Source organism: Xanthobacteraceae bacterium (genome assembly GCA_019454205.1).
Classification (GTDB): Bacteria; Pseudomonadota; Alphaproteobacteria; order Rhizobiales; family Xanthobacteraceae.
The window spans coordinates 367029-391028 of sequence record CP075369.1 but is presented as its reverse complement, the minus strand read 5'-3'; the positions used below and the strand labels follow the sequence as shown (position 1 = coordinate 391028).

19 protein-coding genes are annotated in these 24000 nt (G+C 62.5%); 8 read left to right on the top strand and 11 right to left on the bottom strand.

What is annotated here, in order from left to right; translation table 11 throughout:
* Window positions 1–30: 30 nt before the first annotated feature.
* From KF794_01855 to KF794_01840, 4 genes are all read left to right on the top strand, one after another.
* The gene (locus KF794_01855; protein ID QYK45479.1) at window positions 31–3648 is read left to right on the top strand and encodes a hydantoinase B/oxoprolinase family protein; all 3618 of its coding nucleotides are present in this window, start codon (window positions 31–33) and stop codon (window positions 3646–3648) included.
* 166 nt (window positions 3649–3814) lie between these two features.
* Window positions 3815–4363, top strand: a complete 549-nt coding sequence (locus KF794_01850) for an SCP2 sterol-binding domain-containing protein (GenBank protein ID QYK45478.1) — start codon at window positions 3815–3817, stop codon at window positions 4361–4363.
* Complete coding sequence (locus KF794_01845; protein QYK45477.1) at window positions 4356–5372, top strand: U32 family peptidase; 1017 nt, start codon at window positions 4356–4358, stop codon at window positions 5370–5372. The genes KF794_01850 and KF794_01845 overlap by 8 nt, the downstream gene beginning before the upstream one ends.
* A 3-nt stretch (window positions 5373–5375) precedes the next feature.
* On the top strand, window positions 5376–6293 hold the full coding sequence (locus KF794_01840) for a U32 family peptidase (GenBank protein QYK45476.1): 918 nt from the start codon (window positions 5376–5378) through the stop codon (window positions 6291–6293).
* 38 nt (window positions 6294–6331) lie between these two features.
* On the opposite strand, the gene KF794_01835 is transcribed toward KF794_01840, so the two are convergent.
* A complete protein-coding gene (locus KF794_01835; GenBank protein QYK45475.1) occupies window positions 6332–7132 on the bottom strand; it encodes an alpha/beta hydrolase in 801 nt (266 codons plus the stop codon).
* 45 nt (window positions 7133–7177) lie between these two features.
* Window positions 7178–8428 carry an extensin family protein gene (locus KF794_01830; GenBank protein ID QYK45474.1) on the bottom strand — a complete coding sequence of 417 codons (1251 nt, stop codon included), beginning with the start codon at window positions 8426–8428 and terminating at the stop codon, window positions 7178–7180.
* Between the two features lie 140 nt (window positions 8429–8568).
* Between KF794_01830 and KF794_01825 the strand changes: the two genes are divergently transcribed.
* Window positions 8569–9753: an MFS transporter gene (locus KF794_01825; protein ID QYK45473.1), complete on the top strand. Its 1185-nt coding sequence runs from the start codon at window positions 8569–8571 to the stop codon at window positions 9751–9753.
* 274 nt (window positions 9754–10027) lie between these two features.
* The gene (locus tag KF794_01820) at window positions 10028–10888 is read left to right on the top strand and encodes a L,D-transpeptidase (protein QYK46548.1); all 861 of its coding nucleotides are present in this window, start codon (window positions 10028–10030) and stop codon (window positions 10886–10888) included.
* A 95-nt stretch (window positions 10889–10983) separates the two neighbouring features.
* On the opposite strand, the gene aceB is transcribed toward KF794_01820, so the two are convergent.
* The 9 genes from aceB to KF794_01775 all read right to left on the bottom strand — a co-directional run bounded on the left by aceB (window position 10984) and on the right by KF794_01775 (window position 22193).
* The gene (gene aceB, locus KF794_01815) at window positions 10984–12789 is read right to left on the bottom strand and encodes a malate synthase A (GenBank protein QYK45472.1); all 1806 of its coding nucleotides are present in this window, start codon (window positions 12787–12789) and stop codon (window positions 10984–10986) included.
* Entirely contained in the window at window positions 12761–14143 is a 1383-nt protein-coding gene (gene glcF / locus KF794_01810; GenBank protein QYK45471.1) for a glycolate oxidase subunit GlcF, read from the bottom strand. Before glcF ends, aceB begins: the two co-directional genes overlap by 29 nt.
* A 53-nt stretch (window positions 14144–14196) precedes the next feature.
* Entirely contained in the window at window positions 14197–16053 is a 1857-nt protein-coding gene (locus KF794_01805) for an ABC transporter ATP-binding protein/permease (GenBank protein QYK45470.1), read from the bottom strand.
* 80 nt (window positions 16054–16133) lie between these two features.
* Complete coding sequence (locus KF794_01800; protein QYK45469.1) at window positions 16134–17345, bottom strand: FAD-binding protein; 1212 nt, start codon at window positions 17343–17345, stop codon at window positions 16134–16136.
* The gene (locus KF794_01795) at window positions 17345–18826 is read right to left on the bottom strand and encodes an FAD-binding protein (protein ID QYK46547.1); all 1482 of its coding nucleotides are present in this window, start codon (window positions 18824–18826) and stop codon (window positions 17345–17347) included. The genes KF794_01800 and KF794_01795 overlap by 1 nt, the downstream gene beginning before the upstream one ends.
* 170 nt (window positions 18827–18996) lie before the next feature.
* On the bottom strand, window positions 18997–19254 hold the full coding sequence (locus tag KF794_01790; GenBank protein ID QYK45468.1) for a hypothetical protein: 258 nt from the start codon (window positions 19252–19254) through the stop codon (window positions 18997–18999).
* A 58-nt stretch (window positions 19255–19312) separates the two neighbouring features.
* Window positions 19313–19990, bottom strand: coding sequence for a lactate utilization protein (locus tag KF794_01785; GenBank protein ID QYK45467.1), 678 nt, complete (start codon window positions 19988–19990; stop codon window positions 19313–19315).
* Complete coding sequence (locus KF794_01780) at window positions 19987–21411, bottom strand: iron-sulfur cluster-binding protein (GenBank protein QYK45466.1); 1425 nt, start codon at window positions 21409–21411, stop codon at window positions 19987–19989. The genes KF794_01785 and KF794_01780 overlap by 4 nt, the downstream gene beginning before the upstream one ends.
* Window positions 21408–22193 (bottom strand): (Fe-S)-binding protein, encoded by a 786-nt coding sequence (locus KF794_01775; GenBank protein ID QYK45465.1) that lies wholly within the window; start codon window positions 22191–22193, stop codon window positions 21408–21410. The genes KF794_01780 and KF794_01775 overlap by 4 nt, the downstream gene beginning before the upstream one ends.
* Window positions 22194–22273: 80 nt before the next feature.
* On the opposite strand from KF794_01775, the gene KF794_01770 reads away from it, so the two are divergent.
* Together KF794_01770 and KF794_01765 are read left to right on the top strand one after the other, a co-directional pair.
* On the top strand, window positions 22274–23410 hold the full coding sequence (locus KF794_01770) for an alpha-hydroxy-acid oxidizing protein (GenBank protein ID QYK45464.1): 1137 nt from the start codon (window positions 22274–22276) through the stop codon (window positions 23408–23410).
* 97 nt (window positions 23411–23507) lie between these two features.
* Window positions 23508–23936 (top strand): CBS domain-containing protein, encoded by a 429-nt coding sequence (locus tag KF794_01765; GenBank protein QYK45463.1) that lies wholly within the window; start codon window positions 23508–23510, stop codon window positions 23934–23936.
* Window positions 23937–24000 lie beyond the last annotated feature (64 nt).

Sequence of the window (24000 nt, the reverse complement as noted above, 5' to 3'; positions counted from 1 at the left end):
CGATTTATTTGTAGGCGACGGGAGAGCGCGATGGCGAAAAAACCTGCACCGGCGAAGAACGGTTCCTGGGATTTCTGGATCGACCGCGGCGGAACCTTCACCGATGTCGTCGCAAGGCCGCCGTCGGGAAAGCTGATCGCGAAGAAACTTCTGTCGGAGTCCCCCGCCTATGCCGATGCTGCGGTGCAAGGCATTCGCGAATGCCTCGGCCTCGCAAAAGGCGCGGCCATCCCGCGCGGCATGATCGGTGCCGTGAAAATGGGCACCACGGTCGCGACCAATGCGCTGCTGGAGCGCAAGGGCGACCGCACGCTGCTCCTCATCACCAAGGGTTTCCGCGACGCGTTGAAGATCGGCTACCAGGCGCGGCCAAAGATTTTCGCGAAGGAAATCATCAAGCCGGAAATGCTCTATGAGCGCGTTTCCGAAATCTCCGAGCGCATTCTCGCGGACGGCACCGTCGAGCAGAAACCGGACGAAAAGGAAATCCGCGCGGCGCTGGAAGCCGCGCAGCGCGACGGCATCAACGCAGTCGCGATCGTGTTCATGCACGCCTATCGCTATCCGGCGCACGAACAGCTGGCTGCGAAAATCGCGCGAGAGATGCGCTTCGCGCAGGTTTCGGTCAGCCACGAAACTTCACCGCTGATCAAGCTGGTCGGACGCGGCGACACTACTGTTGTCGATGCTTACCTCTCGCCCATTCTCGCGCGCTACGTCACGCGCGTGAGCAAGGAACTGGACGCAAAGAACTCCGGCGCGCGGCTGATGTTCATGATGTCGTCGGGCGGGCTTACCGCGGCCGATTTGTTTCAGGGCAAGGATGCCATCCTCTCCGGTCCCGCGGGCGGCGTAGTCGGCATGGCGCAGACCGGCGAAAGTGCCGGTTTCAAGCGGCTGATCGGCTTCGACATGGGCGGGACTTCAACGGATGTCTCGCACTTCGACGGCGAGTATGAGCGCGCGTTCGAAACCGAAGTCGCGGGCGTTCGCATGCGTGCGCCCATGATGCAGATTCATACGGTTGCGGCCGGCGGCGGCTCGATTTTGCATTTCGACGGCTCGCGCTTCCGCGTCGGGCCGGATTCCGCAGGCGCCGATCCCGGACCGAAATGCTACCGCCGCGACGGCCCGCTCGCCGTTACCGATGCGAACGTGATGGCGGGCAAGCTCATTCCGGATTTCTTCCCGAAAATCTTCGGCAAGAACAACAACGAAGCCATCGACGCCGCGACCGTGCGCGAGGCGTTCGCCGAACTTGCGAAGCAAGTCGGCGGCGGCAAGAAGCCGGAAGAAATCGCGGACGGCTTCATCACCATCGCGGTCGAGAACATGGCCAACGCGATCAAGAAAATCTCGGTCGCGCGCGGCTATGACGTGACGCGATACGCTTTGAACTGCTTCGGCGGTGCGGGCGGACAGCATGCCTGTCTCGTCGCCGATGCGCTCGGCATGAAAAGCGTCGTGATTCATCCGCTCTCCGGCCTGCTCTCGGCCTACGGTATGGGCCTCGCCGATATCCGCGCCACACGCACGCAGGCGCTGGAAGAGTCGCTGAGCGCAAAAGCGCTCGCGGCCGTGAACAAAATCGGCAGGAAGCTCGGCGATGAAGTAAAGCGCGAGGTCGCTTCGCAGGGCGTTGCTTCGAAGCAAATCAAAGTCATCGTCCGCGCACATTTGCGCTACGCCGGGACCGATACGCCGCTGGAGGTCGTAGCCGGCACGATCAGGAAAATGCAGCGCGATTTCGAGACTGCGCACAAGGCGCGTTTCGGCTTCATGGATCGTGACAAGGAGATCGTGGTCGAGGCGGTTTCGGTGGAGGCCATCGGCGGCGGCGCGAAGTTTTCCGAGCGTGCGGCCAAAGCGTCGCGCGCGAAACTCCCTGCCCCACGCCGCAAAACAAAGTTTTTCTCGCGCAGAAAATTCCAGAATGCCGCCGTTTACACGCGCGACCAGCTCAAACCCGGCCATGTCGTCAAAGGCCCGGCGCTGCTGATCGAGCCGAACCAGACGGTCGTGGTCGAAGACGGCTGGCAGGCGAAGCTAACGCCGAAAGACCATCTCGTATTGACGCGCACCAAGGCGCTGGCGCGCAAGCATCCAATCGGCACCACCGCCGATCCGGTGCTGCTGGAAGTCTTCAACAACCTCTTTATGTCCATCGCGGAACAGATGGGCGTCACGCTCCAGAACACCGCCTATTCCGTGAACATCAAGGAGCGGCTCGATTTTTCCTGTGCCGTGTTCGATGCGAAGGGATCTCTCGTCGCCAACGCGCCCCACATGCCGGTGCATCTCGGCTCGATGGACCGTTCGGTCGAAACCGTCATTCGCGCGAATAAAAGCAAGATCAAACCCGGCGACGTCTACGCGCTGAACGCGCCCTATAACGGCGGCACGCATCTGCCCGACATCACCGTCTGCACGCCGGTTTTCGACGAGAAGGGAAAGAACATCCTGTTCTGGGTTGCGTCGCGCGGCCATCACGCCGATGTCGGCGGTGTTGCTCCCGGCTCGATGTCGCCGCTTGCGACCCACATCGACGAGGAAGGCGTCTATATCGACAACTTCAAACTGGTCGATCGCGGGCGCTTCCGCGAGAAAGAGCTTTACGCGCTGCTGCGCGGCGCGAAATATCCGGCGCGCAATCCGCTACAGAACGTCAACGACCTGAAGGCGCAAATCGCCGCCAACGAAAAGGGCGTGCGCGAGCTGCGCAAGATGATCGCGCAATTCAGCTTGCCGGTAGTGAAAGCCTATATGGGCCACGTGCAGGACAACGCCGCCGAATCCGTGCGCCGCGTGCTCGACCGCCTGCATGATTCCGAATTCTCATACGAGATGGATCAGGGCACCTTCATCAAGGTGAAGATTTCGGTCGACAAGAAGAAGCGCGAGGCGACCGTCGATTTCACCGGCACCAGCCCGCAGCAGAACACCAACTTCAATGCGCCCGCGCCGGTTACGCGCGCAGCCGTGCTCTATGTTTTCCGCGTGATGGTGGACGACGACATTCCGATGAACGCTGGCTGCCTGCGCCCCATCAATATCGTGGTGCCGGACCGCTCGATGCTCTCGCCGGAATATCCGGCGGCCGTGGTTGCAGGTAACGTCGAGACCTCGCAGGCGGTGACCAACTGCCTGTTCGGCGCGCTCGGTGCGCTTTCCTGTGCACAAGGTACGATGAACAACCTCACCTACGGCAACGACAATTATCAGTATTACGAGACAATCTGCTCCGGCTCGCCCGCGGGTCCGGGCTTCAACGGCACTGACGCCGTGCATACGCACATGACCAATACGCGCCTCACCGATCCGGAGGTGCTCGAATTTCGTTTCCCTGTCGTGCTCGAAGATTTCCACATCAGGAAAAACTCCGGCGGGCGCGGCAAATGGCACGCGGGCGACGGCATCTATCGCCGCGTACGCTTCCGCGAAAAGATGGACTGCGCAATCCTGTCGGGGCACCGGCGCGTCCCACCGTTCGGACTTTCGGGCGGCGAGAGCGGACATGTCGGCGAAAACCGGGTCCGCCGCCTGAGCGGCAAGGAAGAAAAACTCAAAGGCTGCGACCAAACCGTGCTGGAAGCCGGAGAAGCGGTCATCATCATCACGCCGACAGCGGGCGGATACGGAAAGGCGTAACGCAACGCGCGCAGTGTTCGGCGTGGCCGCACCACTCCAGCCAAGCCGAACATATTTAGAATGATCCCAAGTGAATAATTTTGCGCGTATTTTCCAAGCACCGATCAGGGGCGCGCGCAATGAGGACTATCAAGCCAATTTCGCGGCGTTTCGATAAATCCCCGGGATGCACACCGCATCCCGTTCCGATCCGCATCAGCACGACGTTCGCCTGCCCCTACCAGGCGTCGTCAATTTCCTGCTGAGGCCTATTCCGCTTCCGTTACTGCGGTTTTTCTTCAACCCTGTCGCCGCGCATATCGCGAAGACGCGCCCGGAGCTGTTCGCGCGGCTCGGCACACACGCAAGCAAGCGGTTCCTTATCGATCCGGTGGATCTGCCGTTCGGACTCGTGCTTACCCCCGACCCTGTAAGACCCGTGCTCGAACCCTTCCGGCGCGAGCAGCCGCCACACCACGACGCACGCATTGCCTGTTCGTTTCTCGACCTGTTCGGACTGATCGACGGCTCGGCCGACGGCGATGCGCTTTTCTTCTCGCGCGAATTGCAAATCTCCGGCGACACCGAAGCCGTCGTCGCCTTGCGTAACGCGCTCGACGACATGGAAGGCAGCATCGTCGACAACGTGAGCGAAGCGTTCGGTATATTGTCGAAACCCGCCGCGTTGGTGATCTCTGCACTGCGAACCCTCAGGGCGAGAAGCGTCCATGTCTGAAACGACTCCTCTGCAACGGCCCGAACTGATTTGTCCTGCAGGGACTCCGGCCGCGTTGCGGGCGGCGGTCGATGCGGGGGCGGATGCGGTGTATTGCGGACTTCAGAACGCAACGAACGCGCGCAATTTTCCGGGGCTTAACTTCTCGCTTCCCGATCTCGAAAGCGCCAGCGCCTATGCCCACGCGCGGAAAGCGAAGATCCTGCTGGCGGTGAATACGTTTCCGCGCGCCGGCCAGTTCGGGCTTTGGCGCGAAGCGGTCGATACGGCGGCATGCATCGGTATCGACGCGATCATCGTCGCCGACTTCGGCGTCGCTGCCTATGCCGCGCGTACCCACCCCAAGCTACGCCTCCATCTCTCGGTGCAAGCCGGAGCTTCTTCGCCGAAGGCCATTCGTTACTTCTGCGAAGAGTTCGGCATCAAGCGCGTGGTGCTACCGCGAATTCTTACGGTCTCCGAAATCGCTGAGATTCACGGTCACGCGCCCTGCGAGATCGAGACTTTCATCTTCGGCAATGTCGGGATGATGGCCGAAGGGCGTTGCAGCCTTACGAATTACGTAACCGGCCTCTCGACGAATATGGACGGCGTGTGCTCTCCGGCAGCGGATGTCCGCTTCGAGCCGAACGCCGATGGCGACATGGCCTCGCATCTCGGCTGCTTCATGATCGACGTGCTGGGCCGCGGCGAGAGCGCGGGATACCCAACCATCTGCAAGGGCCGCTATCTTTCTTCCGCAAGAGCGCAGGGCTATTACGCATTCGAGGAGCCGCAGACGCTCAATCTCGCTGCACTATTGCCCGATCTGATCAAGGCCGGAGTTTCGGCATTCAAGATCGAAGGCCGCCAGCGCAGCCGCGCCTATGTAACGAATGTCGTCTCCGCCTTCCGGAGAGCGGTCGATGATGTGCTTGCGGGCCGTAGCCCGGAGATCGCGAACCTGCTTGCGCTCAGCGAAGGCCAGAAGGAAACGCAGGGCGCTTACCGCAGCAAGACGTGGAGATAAGCCGTGACTGTAAAGCCGGAAATTTCGCTGGGACCGGTCCTGTTCAACTGGCAACCCGAAGCATGGCGCGATTTCTATTTCCGGATTGCCGACGAGGCCCCTGTCGGCACGGTCTACGTCGGCGAAACGATCTGCTCGAAGAGAGCGCCGCTATTCTCCGACTATCGCGATGAGGTCATCGAGCGGCTCGGAAAGAACGGCAAGACCGTAATCCTGTCGACTCTGGGTCAGGTCGTGCAAAAGACTGACCGAAATCTCATCGAAGATATCTGCTCCGAAACGGAAACGCTTGTCGAGGCGAATGACGTCTCCGCGCTCTACGCCTTGCGCGGCAGGCCACACCATGCCGGACCGCTGCTGAATATCTACAACGAGGAGAGCCTACGCCTTCTCGCAGGCAAAGGCCTGCGCAGCGTCTGCGTTCCCGCCGAGCTTTCCGCGACAACGATCGCTTCGCTTTGCAGCGCCGCTTCGGAACTTGGCATCGCCGTCGAGGTACAAGTGTTCGGACGCATATCGCTTGCGTTGTCAGCGCGCTGCTATCATGCGCGCGCGCACAACCGCACCAAGGATAGCTGCCTGTTCGTTTGCGAGAACGACCCCGACGGACTCGAATTGACGACCCTCGACCGGAATCCCTTTCTGGCGATCAACGGCGTCCAGACGATGTCGCAGAGCTATCTCAACCTGATCGACGAATTGCCGGAATTGCGAAAAATGGGCGTTTCCCGATTCCGTCTCTCGCCGCACACCTGCGACATGGTGCAGGCCGCGAATATCTTTCGCGCCGTGCTCGACGATTCGATGACACCCGGCGAGGCAATGGCCGATCTGGAAGCGCTAAAACCGCGCGCGGCGTTCTCGAACGGATTATATTACGGACGGCCGGGACACATCTGGAACAGCGCCAATCCCACTTGAACCACTCGCAAGCGCACGGCGAAGAAAGTGCAAGCGCGTTACGCAACGGCAGCAACATGCGCCGCGATCAACGCGGCGATTTCTTTCGGATGCGTGCCGATCAGGAGATGGCTCGCGCCGGGAATCTTTTCCAGCTTCGCGCCACGAATCGTCGCGTGGAGCAACGCGGCGATCCGGTGCAGCGACGGATGCGAACGGTCGCCATGGATCAGCAGCAGCGGAAGATCGAGTTTCGCGTAGTCCGATAATGGCTTGCGGAACCCGAACATCGCCGGCCAGTCGATGATATTGGCGGGCGTAGTCTGCACTGCATATTCGCGCATCTTTGGCGGAAGCTTCGCGAAAGTGCCCTCGCCGGTCCAGAAGTCGATCACATGCCGCGCCACTTCCGGCTCGCCGTTGCGATACGCAAGAACATAGGCATCGCTCATGTTTTTCGCGGCGGCGTATAATTCTTCTTCTCCACGCTGGCGCAGGACATCGCAGGGATTGGCCTCGATCAAGGTCAAGCTGGCGAGCGGCACTTTCCCACGCAGCGCGGCGGCAAGCGCAACCGTTCCTCCCCACGAATGCCCGACAAGATGTACGGGGCTTTGCGTGCGGGCGATGACGGCTTCGATGATTTCCGCGTAATCGGCGGAAGAAATATCATCGCGCGCGAACGGCGCGGTAGACCCGCACCCCGGCAGGCTGGTCGCAACCAGACGAAAATCTTTCAGGTTTTCAGAAACCGGCCGCCAGGCCGCGGTGGAGCTGAACGAGCCGGGCACGAAAACGATGCACGGGCCTTCGCCGGATTCGACGTAGTCCACGGCGCGGCCGTTCAGAAAAAAAGTCATGCGGGACGCTAACGAGCGTGCTCGCGACCGGTCAAGCGAGGCGGGTCAGTCTTCACCGGGAACGGCGCGCGGCGCGTTCTGCTTCGTCGCCGGAACATCCTTGTAATGTTTCCGGTTTTTCACCGAGCCGGTGACCGTGGGATCGGTCTTCACATTGCCGACGCGGCCCGGCGGAACGGGACGGTTCGGATTATACGGCGCTGGCGGCGGACCCTGCTCCCAACGCAGGTTGGGTTGCTGGGGCTGTTGTGGCGGATACTGCGGCGGGTATTGCTGCGGCGCCTGCACCGGCTGTTGCTGCGGCGGCGGAAGTTGCTGCTGCCGAATCGGCTGCTGCAAATATTGCGGCTGCCCACCCGGCGACGGGTAGTTCGACGGATCCTGCGGATTCAAAACGAGCGGAGCGTTCGCATTGCGCTGCTGGGGCTGCGGTTGCTGCTGCGGAGGCGGATAAGCCTGCGACGGATCGAGCGGCTGATTGCGCGCACGCGGCGCGGGTTGCGGCGGCAGGTCTTCTTCGTCGTCATCCTCGTAATCGGAATTGACGCGCGCGAGTTTCTGCTGCTGCTTTTGTTGTTTCAGTTGTTGCTGCACCATCGGCGGGAAATCCTGCCGGTAGCGCTTGTTCGGCGGCGTAACGGGTTGCGGCGTCGGACGGCAGACCACCGAGTTCCTGCGCGCAAGATCGAAATGGAAATGATCGTGGTGCGCGGCGTTGTAACCGGGGCCAAGCACGGTCGTGAATACTTCGCACGCGCCGGCATGAACCTGGCGCAGGAATCCGCGTTCCTCCGGCGAAGCGTGCCAGCCGTCCTTCACCGTTATCTTGCGTCCGCTCTGGAAGGTGAATCCCGCGACGTCGAGCGCATTCCCGAAGCCGTGCTCCGACATTGTCCCGTATCCGCCGATGCGGCGGCACGAATAGGAAGAAAGCTGCTTCACTTCGACGATCTGCTCGCCGAACCATGCCTGCGCGGCAGGCTGCGCAATTTCGTTCAGCCATTTGTTGAACGCGGCCGTCATCGGACAGCCGAGCGTTGCCTGCGGCTGCATGTTGACCTGTCCGTTCAGGTCGGCGCTGACCTTGAAGGGATGATTCATCCCGCAGGCACTCGGGCCGCTGATTTCGGGTACTGGAGAAGTATAGGCGGAGGCGCGCACCAGATTTTGGGCGACGCACTGCTCTTCTGCCTGCGTGCGCCAGGGCGCGCGTTCCTCGTAAGTGAACGCGCCGCGACAGCCAACCAGCCCCAAAGCGACGAGCGGGGCGACGATATACAAACGTCCGCGCGCCATGGCGCGGAAAATGCGGTGCAGCAGGTTTAGGGAGAGTTAAGAAAGCACCGCGCCAGACCCCCACGAAGTGAGGGGAAAAGCCCCGGCGGTGTCACGCAAATGATTGCCGCCGGTTAAGCGGCGCGGCAAAAAGAAGGCGAATGTCCCTGCTCTCCAAATTGCGCGGCCCGCATCGCGCCGTACCCGTGTTCGGCGTGAACATGATCCTTGCCTGGGGCACGATCATCTATGCGCCGGCGTTGCTGTTGCCGCTGCTGGCCAAGGAGCGCGGCTGGCCGATTGCGCTGGCGATGGGCGGGCTTTCGGTCGGGTTCCTCACGGGCGGGATCGTTTCGCCGTGGATCGGCAAGGCCATCGACCGCTATGGCGGACATTACGTGATGGCCTGCGGTTCGCTGGTCGCGGCACTTGGCTTCGCCCTGCTCCCGGTGGTGACGCATCCTGCTGCCTATTATGCCGTATGGGCATTGCTCGGCATCGCGATGGCATCGAACCTTTACGATCCGGCTTTTGCATCGCTGACGCGCATTTTCGGTCCGGAGGCGCGGCGGCAGATCACGATGCTGACGCTGATCGGCGGCTTCGCCTCGACCGTGATGTGGCCGGTCACGCATCTGCTGCTGACACAGACCGACTGGAAGGGAACGTACTGGATTTACGCCGCGGTGATGGCGCTGATCGCGGCGCCGCTCCATGCTTTCCTGATTCCGCGCGAGCAGGCCAAGGCGCCGCCACCGCCAAAGGAAGGCACGAAGGCGCCGGCATTGCTGCCGCCGCACGGATTGCCATTCATGTTGGTAGCTGCCGCTTTCGCGACGTTCATGTTCGCGCAATCGGGGATGCTGACGCATATGCTGCTGATCTACGAGCGCATGGGCGTGGACCGCTCGACCGCGGTCGCGATCGGCGCGCTGTTCGGGCCTTCGCAGGTGGCGGCGCGCATCTGCGAGCTGGCGCTTGCGCGCCATACCTATCCGCTGAACGTCGCGCGGTTTTCCGCGGCACTCCTTATCGGGGCGTTCTGCATCTTCGGCATCTTCGGGATCAGCGCGCTAACGGCCGCCGCGTTCGTCGTGCTGTTCGGCGCAGCGAACGGACTGATGACGATTGCGCGCGGTACGCTGCCGCTCGCGCTGTTCGGCCCGCAGGGCTACGGGCATCTGGTGGGGCGAATCGCGGTGCCCGCACTCGCGGTACAAGCCAGCGCGCCGATCCTGATGGCGCTGGTGATCGAGCGAGTTTCGGATCCGGCGGCGCTGGCGCTCACGGCTGCGTTCATCGTCGTCGCCTTCTTTTGCTTCATGGCGATCCGGCGGCCGCGTTAACAGTCCCGAAACCATGATCCCTAAGCGTCTGGCAACCATGATGCGAAGGATAGGCCCAGTTTACGCGCGTTGATGCGCCGCGAGCCGCGCGAATTTACCAATCGGTTGGGATGACAAATTACTAACGCAGACAAGCGCGAACTTCATCGCGCGCGTGCAAGCCGGCGTTTTGTTCGTGAGTACGTCGATGCGTAAAATCTGTATCCCATTGTTCGTGGCGCTCGCCGCCACTCCCGCCTTTGCCGAGGATTTCTCGGTCGAGCCGGTCGATCCCATGGTGCTTGCGCAGTTGCAGGGACCGTATGTCGTGCCCGCGCCGCGCTACATCACGCACCCGAACGGCGACAAGCCCGTGCGCAACCAGCGCCGCCAGCGCACGCAGCAGTTCGATGCCGAACTGGAGCAGCCCGAACCGCAGCCGCGCCAGCAGCGGCAGGCGCAGCGCGAACGTGACCGCGAGGAGCGCTACTACGAAGCGCAGCAGCCGCGCGGCAATCTCGGCGGTGGCTTCATCGAGTTTCTCGTGACCGGCAATAGCGGCCAGCGCTACCAGCAGCATCCGCAGCCGCGCCGTGAGCAGAACTATTACTATGCGCCGCGCACGGATTACGTGCAGCAGCAACGCGAGCAGGAGCCGCTCTACGTCACGCGCACCGATCCGCTGGCGCAGCCGCCGCGCTCGCCGGTGTTCGACCCGCGCTACGAGCGCAAGGAAGTCGAGTACAAGACGGAACACCCCGCGGGCACGATCATCATCGATACCAAGACGCGCTACCTATACTACGTGCTCGGCAACGGGCGCGCAGTGCGTTACGGCGTCGGTGTCGGACGTCCCGGCTTCGAATGGGCCGGCGTGAAGACTGTCACCGCAATGAAAGAGTGGCCGGACTGGCGCCCGCCGAAGGAAATGCGCCAGCGCCAGCCGCACCTGCCGGAGTTCATGCCCGGCGGTCCGAAAAATCCGCTCGGCGCGCGAGCGCTCTATCTCGGTTCGTCGCTCTACCGCATCCACGGCTCAAACGAGCCGCATACCATCGGCAGCGCCGTTTCTTCCGGCTGCATTCGGATGCGCAACCAGGACGTGATCGACCTCTACGAGCGCGTGAAGGTCGGGACCAAGGTATTCGTGATCTGATTTTCCGAAAGTGCCTGTGCCGCTTCCAGCGGGCGGCAAAACAAACGGGCCTCTCTTGCGAGAGGCCCGTTTTTATTTTGACCTGCGCGAGTGAATTAAACCGGGCAGGAATTCGCGTTCGACGGCTTCTTCGACGTAATCAGCTTGTACGCCGGAAGCGTCAGGAATTCCTCGAAGTCGTGCGCGAGCGACATGTCGCGGAACAGCTTGATCGCCTCGGCGAAGCGGCCCTGATCGTAGACGGCGGGCGTGATCGCGGCGCGAACCTTCGCCATCTCGTCGCGCAGCACTTCTTCGAACAATTCCGCAGTCACCTCGCGGCCATCGGCGAGCTTGGCGCGGTGATAGAGCCACTGCCAGACCTGCGCACGGCTGATCTCGGCGGTCGCGGCGTCTTCCATGAGGTGATAGAGCGGCACCGCGCCGCGTCCGCGCAACCAGGCTTCGATATACTGGATGCCGACGCGGATGTTCTGGCGCAGGCCGTCCTCGGTACGCTCGCCGGAATGCATCTCCAGCAACTGGTCGCGCGTGACCTGCACGTCGCGGCGCAGTTTATCGAGCTGGTTCGGCGTCTTCATCAAGCGGTTGAACACTTCAGCCGCGATCGGGACGAGATCGGGATGCGCGACCCAGGTGCCGTCGTGGCCGTCACCGGCCTCGCGTTCCTTGTCCTGCCGCACCTTGGCAAATGCCGACTCGTTCTTCACCGGATCGTTGCGCACCGGAATCTGCGCGGCCATGCCGCCCATCGCGAACGCGCCGCGGCGGTGGCAGGTGCGGATCAGCAGCAGCGAATAGGCGCGCAGGAACGCGCGGTCCATCGTCATCACGCCGCGATCCGGCGTGAGGAATCGCTTGTTCTTGCCGAGGCGCTTGATGAACGAGAAGATGTAGTCCCAGCGGCCGCAGTTCAGGCCCGCGATGTGATCGCGCAGGACATAGAGGATTTCGTCCATTTCGAAGGCGGCGGGCAACGTTTCGATCAGGATGGTGGCCTTGATCGTACCCTTCGGCATTTTCAGCTTCTTCTGCGCGTAGACGAAGACGTCGTTCCAGAGCTTCGCCTCCAGATGGCTCTCCAGCTTCGGCAGATAGAAGTACGGGCCGGAACCGGCGGCGCGCGCCCTCTGGCCACAATGGAAGAAATAAAGCGCAAAATCGAACAGCGCGCCGGAGACCGGCTGACCGCCGACCATGACGTGATCTTCCATCAGGTGCCAACCGCGCGGGCGCACCAGAAGCGTCGCGGGCTTCGAGGAGAGCTTGTATTCTTTCTTCGTGGTGGGATCGGTGAAGTCGATCTTGCCTTCCCAGCGGTCCTTCAGGTTGATCTGACCGTCGATCAGGTTTTCCCAGCTCGGCGAGCAGGCGTCCTCGAAGTCCGCCATGAAAACTTCCGCGCCGGAGTTCAGCGCGTTGACGACCATCTTGCGATCGACCGGGCCGGTGATTTCGACGCGGCGGTCGAGCAGGTCTTTCGGCAGCTTGCCGATCTTCCAGTCGCTTTCGCGGATTTTGCGGGTTTCGTTCAGGAAGTCGGGCAGCTCGCCCTTGTCGAAGCGGGCCTGACGCTGCGTGCGGCGCTGCATGAGTTCGCGGCGCTTCTTCTCGAAGCGCTTGTGCAGGTCCGCGACGAAGGCGAGCGCTTCTTTCGTGAGGATTTCGTCGAAGCGCGGGCCGCGCGCGGCATGGATGGACGCACCGCCAACGCGATAGGAGGCGCCCTTGGTGACCTTCGCCGAAGTCTTGACCTTCTGCTTGCCGGCCAGCTTGCCCTTGGTCAGCGGCTTTTTGCTTGCCACCTTCTTCGCAGGCTTCTTGGTCTTTTTGGTCTTCTTGGCAGCGGCGCGGGCGGTTTTAGCCTTGCCCTTACGCTTTGATTTCTTCGCGAGGGCCATCGGCCTTCTCCCTGGGAATTGAAGTGGCGGGGTTATGCCACAAAGCATCCGGGGGATTCCAGCGGGCTAACGCAGAAGGTTTTGGGCCGCCGGTGGCCCAATCCAGCAGTTCTACAGTGTGCAGAACCGGCCAATCGAGGCCGGAGCCGATCTGGACCATGCAGCCGACGTTGCCGGTTGCGATCAAACCCGCGCCGGTGGTGCGGATATTCGCGACCTTGCGGTCCCGCAAACGGCCCGCGATTTCGGGCTGCAACATATTGTAGGTGCCGGCCGAACCGCAGCAGAGATGGCCTTCGGGAACTTCCCGAACCTCGAACCCGGCGCGCGAGAGCAAATCTTTCGGATGGCGGGTGATCTTCTGGCCGTGCTGCATCGAGCAGGCGGAGTGATAGGCGAGCGGGATACGCTTTTCTTCCGGTTTCGGCAGGTCGAGGGTCACGAGATACTCGGAGATATCCCGGGCCAGCGCCGAAACTTTCGCCGCCTTCTCGCGATAGGCCTCGTCGGTGCGGAGCATAAAGCCGTAGTCCTTCACCGTGGTCCCGCAGCCGGAAGCGGTAATCAGGATGGCGTCCAGCCCGCCATTCTCGATCTCGCGGTTCCAGACATCGACATTGTTGCGCACGAAATCGAGCGCCTCGTGTTCCTTGCCCATGTGATGCGAGAGCGAGCCGCAACAGGCCTCGCCTTCCGGCAGGATCACTTCGATGCCGGAGCGGTTCAGCAGCCGGATCGCGCTCTCGCGAATTTCCGGGCGCACCACCTGATCGACGCAGCCGGACATCAACACGACACGCCCGCGCTTCTCGCCGAACTGCGGATGGATATGCACGAGGCCCGACGAGCCTTTGGGCAGGCTGCGCGGAGCGAGCTTCAACATCGCAGGAATTCGCTTCATGCCGAGCGCCTCCGCGAGCGGTGCGGTCCAGCGCGTGAGATTTGCAAGCCGCATCGCCGCGCGGAAGCGCTTCGGATGGGGCATCAGGAAACGCAGCATCCAGCGAATCAGCTTATCCCCGATGGGGCGACGGTAGGTTCTCTCGATATGATCGCGCGAATGATCGACGAGGTGCATGTAATGCACGCCAGAGGGGCAAGTGGTCATGCAAGACAGGCACGAAAGGCAACGGTCGATGTGCTTGACGTCGTGCTTCGTCGCGGGACGATCCTGCTCCAGCATCTGCTTCATCAGGTAGATGCGGCCGCGCGGACTGTCGGCTTCGTCGCCGAGCAAAACGTAGGTCGGGCATGTCGCGGTGCAAAAACCGCAATGGACGCAGGCGCGCAGAACCTTGTCGGCTTCCGCTATTTTCGGGTCGGCCAGTTGCGCAAGCGAGAAATGCGTCTGCATGGCAGGTTCGTCTCACGCCTTCGCATCGAAGGCAATGGGCGCGGCACCCGGCGCTACGGTTCGTCGCTGCCTTCGGTGGCGGCGTTCTTGCGAAATAACCGCCGGAAGAAGAAAAAGCCTCGCCGCGCTACCGTATCGATGTCGATATCCTTCGCGATCTTCGCCCCGCCCTTGTCCAACTCGAGGACAAGCTTGCGGTCGTGAAACTCCTCCAGTTCCGGACGATGACCGACGCTGACGATGGTCATTTCCGGATAGCGCTCGTGGATCAGGTTCATCAGCTTTTCCTGGCTGACGGTATCGAGTGCGGAAGTGGCTTCATCTAGAATCACGATGTCGGGCTTGTGGATCAGGATGCGGGCAAAAGCGAGCCGCTGCTTTTCGCCGCCGGAAAGTGTCTGGTCCCACGGCTCGTTCTGCTCTTCGAGGCGGTCGATGTGGTCGGCCAGATCGACATCCGTGAGCGCCTGCACCACCTCATCCTTGTTCACTTCCTTTTCGTCCATCGGATACGCGGCGGCGCGCAGCAGAGAGCCTGACGGCACGTAGGGCCGCTGCGGCAGGAAGCTCATCCTTGCACCCTTTGCGATGCGGATTTCCCCGCCGCCCCACGGCCACAGACCCGCAATGGCGCGCAGCAGCGTACTCTTGCCCGAACCGGACTCGCCGACGATCAGTACGCGCTCACCCGGCGCAACCGAGACCTCCGCGTCCTTTACGACGCCGGTACCGTCATCCAGCGCGACCGACACCATGTGGAGGGTGAGCGCGGGGCCGTCGCTGCTCTCGATTACGTTGATGCGGCGGGCGTTCTTGTCGTTCTCGAAACTCTCCAGACCATCGAGCGCCACGATCAGCGAAGACGCGCGGCGCGCGCTCGCGGTCCAGTCGGCGAGGCGGGGATAGTTATCGACGATCCAGTTGAACGCCGTCTGTACGGTGACGAAAGCGGAAGCCGCCTGAATCACCTGCCCCAGCGACATTTCGGTAGCCAGATATTTCGGCGCGCAAAGAATGACCGGAATCACCGGCGCGATCAGGAAACTCGACTGCGCGACGATGGTGGTTTTCATGTATTGCGTGCGCACCTCGCGCCAGCGGCGCAGCACGTCGGTGAGGATCGCGGAAAGACCTTCTTTTTCCTCGCGCTCTCCCTCGATCAGCGCGATGCTCTCGCCGTTCTCGCGAAGCCGCGTGAGGGCGTAGCGCATCTCCGCTTCCGATTGCGCCTTGCCTTCGCTCGCCGCGACGTATTTGCGGCCGATGAAGACCATCACCGTGCTTGCGGTTACGGCATAGAGCACCGCCGCAATCACCAGAAAACCGGGAACGGTGATCCGTGTGCCGCCCCAGTCGAAGGAAAGATCGCCGCCGACGAACCACAGCACGCCGACGAAGGTCGCAGCCGACAGGAAAGCGGACGCCACGCCCACCGTAAAATCGACCGGCGCTTCGGTCGCGATGCGGACGTCTTCGGAAATGCGGTATTCGGGATTCTTGTGGTCGCCATCCATCAGATTGAGATGGAAGTAACGCCCGTTCGCCAGCCAGCGGTCGGTCAGATAGTTCGTGACCCACTCGCGCCAGCGCAACTGCGTTTCCACGCGCGCGTAGACGATCGCCACCGCGAACGCGATGGAGGCGAGCGCCAGCGGCACGAAGATCAGCGCCTGCCATGCGACGACGCCGGCGTTCTTCTGCTCCAGCGCGTCGAAGATCGCGCGATTCCATACGTTGATCTGGTACTGGATGTAGACCTGCCCCGCGACGATCGCGAGCAGCAGCGCGGCCAGCCACCACGCCATGCGGTCGCCGTGCTTGCCCCAGAAGCCTCCTGCGGCTTCCAGAAAGCGGCGGATCAGATACTTTTTACGGGCCTGTTCGTCGGATAGCTGACGGTCTTGCGCCATGCGCGATGACTCCGGCCGCGGCGCGGCCAACGCATCCTAATCCGGCGTTCGCGGCTTCGTTCCATAACGGAAACGCACGGCTACCCTTCGGCGTACATCCTGCCGGGGTTCAGAATTCCCTTCGGATCGAAGCTCTCTTTCAACCGGCGCGCAAGCGCGGCTGCGGCCGGGTCCAGTGGCTCGAACACCGAAGCCGAAGCGCGGGCAGCGGCAGAGGCGCGGATCAGGGTCGCGTGGCCGCGACCGGCCAGCGACTTGCGCACCGCGCCTTCCTGCGGCTGTTCGCCCGGCATCTCCGCCCAGATCAGGCCGCCCGCCCAATCGTAGAAGCAGATTGCGCCTACGTTGGCGTTGATACCGGCAGCAATGCCGGGCGCGAGTGTCGGGGTCGTGGAGATTTTCCAGACCGCGCGCCGGGTCCGGTCGGCGAACGGGCGCACGTCGCGTACGCTTTTCCAGAACGCACGAGAGGTTTTCGCGTCGAGGCTTCCCAGCTCGCCGAAGGGCCGCAGCAGTTCTTCGAGCTTCTTGCGCCGGTAGGCGATGGACTGCGGAATGCCTTCGAGCCGCAGCGCGGTTACCGCTCGGCCGGGCGATTTCAATTCGTCGACCGAATCCGCGGGCCATTGCGGCAGGTGGGCGGCGGCCGAGACTTCGCAGGAGGAACCCATCGCCGCCGACATCGCTTCATTCGCGCGCACGTCGGTCAGGCCGAACACCAGCACCGTCAAGCAATCTTCGGCGCGCGGCAGGACCTTGAGCGTGATGTTGGTCATCGCTGCCAGCGTTCCCCATGAACCCGCGAACAGACGCGGCAGGTCGTAGCCGGTAACGTTCTTCACCACGCGGCCGCCCGCCTTGAACAATTCGCCGCGCCCGGACACCGCCGAGACGCCAAGAATGAAGTCGCGCGCGCCGCCGGCCTTGACCCGGCGTGGTCCCGATAGTCCGGCGGCAATCGCACCGCCGAGGGTAGATGTGTTGTCGCTCCTGCCGAGCAATGCACTGTAGTCGGCGGGTTCGAAGGCAAGCTCCTGGTTCTTTTCTTCGAGCGCCTTCTCGATTTCCGCGAGCGGCGTTGCCGCGCGCGCGGAAAGCACCAGTTCTTCCGGTTCATAGAGCGAGATGCCGGAGAGCGCGGAGAGATCGAGCGTCGCGTCGGTCTGCGTGGCGCGGCCCATTTCGCGTTTAGAGCCATGCCCGATCAGTTCGAGACGCCGCTCTTTTCCTGCGGCCCACAAGATCGCTTCGGCGACGTCGGCTTCGTCGCGGGGTTTTACGATGTCGGTCATCAGAAGCGCGGCAGGTCGGGGAATGCGGTCTTGCCCGCGTGGACATGCATCCGGCCCATCTCGGCGCAACGATGCAGTTCGGGAAAGACCTTGCCGGGATTGAGCAGGCCCTTGTCGTCGAAGGCGCACTTCACGCGAAGTTGCTGGTCGAGGTCTACTTTACTAAACATCGCGGGCATCAGGTCGCGCTTTTCCACGCCGACGCCATGCTCGCCGGTCAGCACGCCGCCGACCTCGACACACAGGCGCAGAATATCGCTGCCGAATTCCTCGGCGCGCTTCAGTTCGCCTTCCTTGTTCGCATCATAGAGAATGAGCGGGTGCAGGTTGCCGTCGCCGGCATGAAACACGTTCGCGACCAGCAGCCCGTATTTTTCCGACATCTCGCGCATCCGCGCCAGCACCAGCGGCAACTTCGCGCGCGGAATGGTGCCGTCCATGCAGAGATAGTCCGGCGAAATGCGGCCGACCGCGGGGAATGCCGCCTTGCGTCCGGCCCAGAATTTCAGGCGTTCTTCCTCGTTGGTGGAAATGCGGATTTCGCCTGCGCCGCAATCTTTCGCGATTGCCGAAACCTGTTCGATCAGGTGATCGACCTCCGCTTCCGGCCCGTCGAGTTCGACGATGAGCAGCGCCTCGACATCGAGCGGGTAACCCGCCTTCACGAAATCTTCCGCCGCCTTGATCGCCGGTCGATCCATCATTTCCATGCCGCCGGGGATGATCCCGGCGCCGATGGTGCGCGCGACGCAGTCGCCCGCCGCCTCGGAAGTCGAGAAGCCGACGAGCAATGCGCGCGCCGTCTCCGGCTTCTTCAGGATGCGCACGGTGACTTCGGTCACGACACCAAGCAGCCCTTCCGAGCCGATGATGAGGCTCAGGAAATCGTAGCCTTCGGCGTCGAGGTGCTTGCCGCCGAAACGGACCACCTCGCCCGTGATCAGCACCATCTCCACGCCGAGCACGTTGTTCGTGGTGAGGCCGTATTTCAGGCAATGCACGCCGCCGGAGTTCTCGCCGACATTGCCGCCAATGGTGCAGGCGATTTGCGACGAGGGATCGGGCGCGTAATAGAAGCCCTTGCCTTCCACCGCCTTGGTGATGCCGAGGTTGGTGACGCCGGGCTGGGCGACGACCGCGCGGTTGGCATAGTCGATGTCGAGTACCTTGTTGAACTTGCCCATGCCGAGCAGCACGCCATCGGCCAGCGGCAGCGCGCCGCCGGAAAGCGACGTGCCCGCACCGCGCGGTACGACCTTGATGCCTTCGGCATGGCAGTATTTCAGGACCGCCGAGACCTGCGCGGTGGTTTCGGGAAGCACCACGACCATCGGAAGCTGCTTGTAGGCGGTCACGCCATCGGACTCATAGGGCCGCATCGCGATCTCGTTCGCGATGACCCCGTCGCCCGGCACGATTTCCCGCAGCGCCGCGACGATCTTCTCGCGGCGATCAATTACCTCCCGGTCGGGAGCGGGCATGGCAACCATTGGCGGGCATCCTCGTGCGCTTATTTTTTGGCGTGCGCCGGTCTCTACCCTATCAGAACGGCACAGGCATTAGCGAACGCAATGCCAGAAACGGCGATGCCGGCGCAGGAAGCCCGCACCGGCACCGAACCTGAAGGCGCGCAACCGCGCCATACATTCTTTTAGTTGGAGCCGAACGGCGACCAGGGCTTCGGCGCGGGCTGCGGCGTAACCGGCACCGGATCGGACGCCGGCATCGACTGGGCGATCGCCTTGTCGAGCTTCTTGTCCGCTTTCTTCTTCGGCGCGGACTTCTTCTTGGCGGCCTTCTTGGCCTTTTTCGCCTTCACTACCTTCTTCGTCTTCTTCGCGGCTTTCGCCTTTACCGCTTTTTTCTTCTTCTTCGCTGCTTTCTTCTTGGCCTTTTTCTTCTTCGCCATGACTAACCTCAATCCTTCCGCCTAAAGGGCGGCCGTAACCGGCCGCGGGTTTGAATTCTCAGGGGCTTCGAACCACCAGCACGTGCAGGCTACGCGGACCATGTGCGCCTAGCAAATGCGTCTGCTCGATGTCGCCCGACCGGGACGGGCCGGTGATCCAGTTCACCGCGCGAGGCATGCCGCGCTCGCCGAAACGCGCACGGATGTTGTCCCAGACCGTTTCGTAATCGCTCGCAATATCTTTTTCGTCAACCACTACGAGATGATGGTCGGGCAGGAAGTTGAGCGTGGTCGGATTGTCGTTGCCGGAGAGCAGCACCAGCGTGCCGGACTCGGCGACACCACCGAACGCATGGGAGACGGAAGCGAGTTGTTTGCCGTCCGATGTACCAACACTGACGCCAAGTGCCGCTTCCTTTGCCCAAGGAATGAGCGAAAGCCGCTCATCGGCACCGCGGCGCACCTCATGCGGCAGGTTCTTCGAGCGCAAGTAGCGCGCCACTTCCGCCGGAACGCCGGAATCCGAGTCCAGCACGGTTACGCTCGCCTTCGCGTTCTCGACCATCGCGCAGAACAGGGCGAGCAGTTCTTCGTTCTTCTTCTGCCCACGCGCGGGAACAATGCCGCGCGGGTGGCCTTGGACGCGGGCGGCAGCGGTTTCGCGGCGCGTAGCCTCCTTCCCGCTCACGCCGAGCGACTTGCGGATAGAAGCGAGGATGGTTTCGCGTCCGCTCATGAGGGGCGCCGCCGGTTTTTCCATTGCGACTGGAAGGTTGATCCTTGCGGCGCAGGGAAATCGCGATGCCGGGTCCAGCCGCCTGCGAGCGGAAGCGCGCGGAAGCGGCCCTTGCCGCCGAACAGGCGCAGCAAGCGCGCCGCCAAGGCGGTTGCCACCCGATACAACGCGGGACGCTTAGCGAAATAAGCCCAGAAGCCGAGGCCGTAGCGCATGGCGGCAGGCTGCAAGTGCCGCTCGAACTCGCGCTCGCGCCAGTGGCGCATGAGTTTGGGCAGCGGAATTCGCACCGGGCACACTGCCTCGCAGCGCCCGCAGAAGGTCGAGGCGTTAGGAAGCTGGCCGCCCTTCTCTACCCCGACCAGCGACGGCGTCAGCACCGCGCCCATCGGACCCGGATAGACCCAGCCATAGGCATGGCCGCCCACCGCATGAAACACCGGACAGTGGTTCATGCACGCGCCGCAACGGATGCAGCGGAGCATTTCCTGAAACTTGCCGCCCAGCATGTTCGAGCGTCCGTTATCGAGCAGCACCACATGATATTCCTGCGGCCCGTCGGGATCGCCGGGGCGGCGCGCGCCGGTCGAGAAGGTCGTATAGACCGAGAGATCCATTCCCGACGCCGTGCGGGCAAGCAGGCGCAGGAAAGTTGCCGCATCCTCGCGCGTCGGCACCACCTTCTCGATGCTGGTGATCACGATGTGGCACTTCGCGAGCGTCTGGGTGAGATCGCCATTGCCCTCGTTGGTGACGATCACCGACGAGCCGGTTTCCGCGATCAGGAAATTCGCGCCGGTGATACCGACATCGACGCTCAAGAAAGTGTCGCGCAGCATGGCGCGGGCTTCGGCCAGCAGCGAGGTCGGCTCGTCGAGGTTGCGTTCCGGCGGAAGATCGGTGTGAACGCGGCGGAAGTCGGCTTCGATCTGCTCTTTCGTGACATGCAGCGCGGGCGCGATCAGGTGCGAGGGGGTCTCGCCGCGAAGCTGGATGATGTATTCGCCAAGATCGGTCTCGACCGGCCGGATGCCGTTCTGTTCGAGACAGGCGTTCAATCCCGTCTCTTCCGAAATCATCGACTTGCCCTTCGCGACCGTCTTCGCGTTCAGGCGCTTGCAAATGCCGAGGATGATCTCGTTCGCTTCCTCCGCGTTCGCAGCCCAGTGCACGTGGCCGCCGGACGCGATTACGTTCTTCTCGTATTCCTCCAGATACAGATCGAGATGCGCGAGGATGTGATCTTTCAGGTCGCGCGCGCTGTCGCGGAGCGCGTCGTATTCCGGCAACCGCTCCACCGCACCCTTGCGGCGCTCGATGAAGCCTTTCTCGGAACGCGCCAGCGCTTTCTGCAGGAACGCATCGTCCAGCGCTTTTCGCGCATTCTCTTTGAAATAAGGAGAATTGACCGGCTGCGTCATCGTTCCGGCTCGCCGATGGCCGGCTCGCCGCCCATGCCCGCCAGTACTTCCGCGACATGGCGCACCTTTATCTTGCTGCCTTCGCGCGAAAGTTTACCCGCCATGTTCATGAGGCAGCCAAGATCGCCCGCCAGCAGCGTATCCGCGCCGCTGGCCGCGATGTTCGCGGTCTTCTTTCCGACGATCTTGTTGGAGATGTCGGGATACTTCACGCAGAAGGTGCCGCCGAAACCGCAGCAGACATCCGGATCTTTCATTTCGTTCAGCGTCAGGCCGTTTACCGCGGCAAGCAGCTTCCGTGGTTGCGCTTGAATCCCAAGCTCGCGCAGCCCCGAACAGGAGTCGTGATAGGTGACGGTGCCCTCATAGGCAGCATCTTTCGGTTGTTCCTGCGCAACCGAGGAGAGAAACGCGGTCAGCTCGTAGGTTTTCGACGCGAGAGCCTTCGCGCGAGGCTCCCACTCCTCGTCGCCCGCGAACAATTCGGGATAGTGAACCGAGATTTGTGCGGCGCAGGAGCCGGAAGGCACCACTACATATTCATATGGCTCGAACGCAGCGATCACCTGTTCTGCGATGGCGCGCGCGGTCCTGCGGTCCCCGGCATTGAAGGCCGGCTGGCCGCAACAGGTCTGCGCGGGTACGTCCACGACACATCTCGCATCTTCCAGCAGCTTCGCCGCCGCGAAGCCGATGCGCGGCCGGATCAGATCGACGAGACAGGTGACGAAAAGCCCGACATGCAGAAACGGCCTCTCGATTGCGGTTGGATTGCCGGACATGGGTGACGTTAGGCCGCCGCTGGCAGGATTCGGGAAAAGTGCTATCAGTCTCGCAAATCATAATGTTCCGGGGGCGGCCCATGCAAACCATCACCTGCGTCGAAGACCTGCGCGAAGTCTACAAGACCCGCGTCCCGCAAATGTTCATCGACTATGCCGAGAGCGGCTCGTACTCCGAGCAGACGCTGCGCTGGAACCGCGAAGACCTCCAGAAAATCCGCCTGCGGCAGAAAATCCTGACCGACGTCTCCAAGCGCGACACCAAGACCACAATCGCGGGCAAGCAGGTGAACGTGCCGCTCATCCTCGCGCCCATCGGCCTGTGCGGGATGCAGCACGCGGACGGCGAAATCCTCGCCGCGCGCGCCGCCGACGAGGCCGGCATTCCCTTCACGCTCTCGACCATGTCGGTCTGCTCGATCGAGGACATCGCAAGCGAAACCAAGAAGCCGTTCTGGTTCCAGCTCTACGTGATGAAGGACCGCGAATTCATCCGCAACCTGATCGCCCGCGCCGCCGCCGCGCGCTGCTCGGCGCTGGTGCTGACCGTCGATCTCCAGTTGCTCGCGCAGCGCCACCGCGACATCAAGAACGGCCTCACCGTGCCGCCGAAGATGAAGCTGAAGAACATCCTCGACATCATGACCAAGCCGCGCTGGGCCTTCGGCATCCTCGGCACCAAGCGCCGCAGCTTCGGCAACCTCGTCGGTCACGTGAAGGGCATGACCAATACCGGCTCGCTCGGCGCGTGGACCGCGGAGCAGTTCGACCCGGCGCTGAACTGGGAAGACGTGAAGTGGATCAGGAAGCTCTGGAAGGGCAAGCTGATCATCAAGGGCATCATGGAAGTCGCGGACGCGCGGCTTGCGCTCAAACACGGCGCGGACGGCATCGTCGTATCCAACCACGGCGGACGGCAGCTCGACGGCGCGCCCTCTTCGATCTCGGCGCTACCGAAGATCGTCGATGCCATCGGCGACAAGACCGAGATTTTGTTCGACGGCGGCATCCGGACCGGACAGGATCTCATGCGCGCCATCGCACTCGGCGCGAAGGGCGCAATGATCGGCCGCGCATTCGTTTACGGCCTTGGTGCCAATGGCCAGCAGGGCGTGCGCACCGCCATCGAATGCATCCGCAAGGAGCTGGACATGTCGATGGCGCTGTGCGGCGTAAACTCCATCGCCGAAATCGACAAGAAAGTGTTGGCGGACTGAGCGTTTACGACGCCTCGCGTTCTTTTTCTTCGCAACTCCGGAACCTGAGCGGTCCGGGCACGTTCAGGGCATGACCCCTCGAAGAATGGAGAGCGCGATGAAAGTCAGCGAAGTCATGACGACCGACGTCAAGATCGCGGACCCGAACCGGACGATTCAGGACGCGGCGAAGCTGATGGACAAGAACGATTGCGGCAGCCTGCCGGTCGGTGAAGCCGACCGCCTCGTCGGCATGATCACCGACCGCGACATCGTCATCCGCGCCGTCGCCGCCGGACTTCCGGCGAGCACGCCGATCCGCGACGTCATGACCAAAGAAATGAAATACTGCCACGAGAACGACGACATCGAGGATGTCGCCAGAAACATGGGCGAAGTCCAGATGCGCCGCCTGCCGGTGCTGAACGCCGAGAAGCGGATCGTCGGTATCGTATCCATCGGCGATCTCGCGCGCTCGGACGAAGAATGTGCCGGCAATGCGCTCGCGGACATTGCGCAGCCCGGCAACGGAAAAGCCGCCGCCTGATCGCCGCCCGCTAACGCCGGTTGCCGTAACCGATCCTGTCGCCGTTCATGCGGGACGGCTGTGC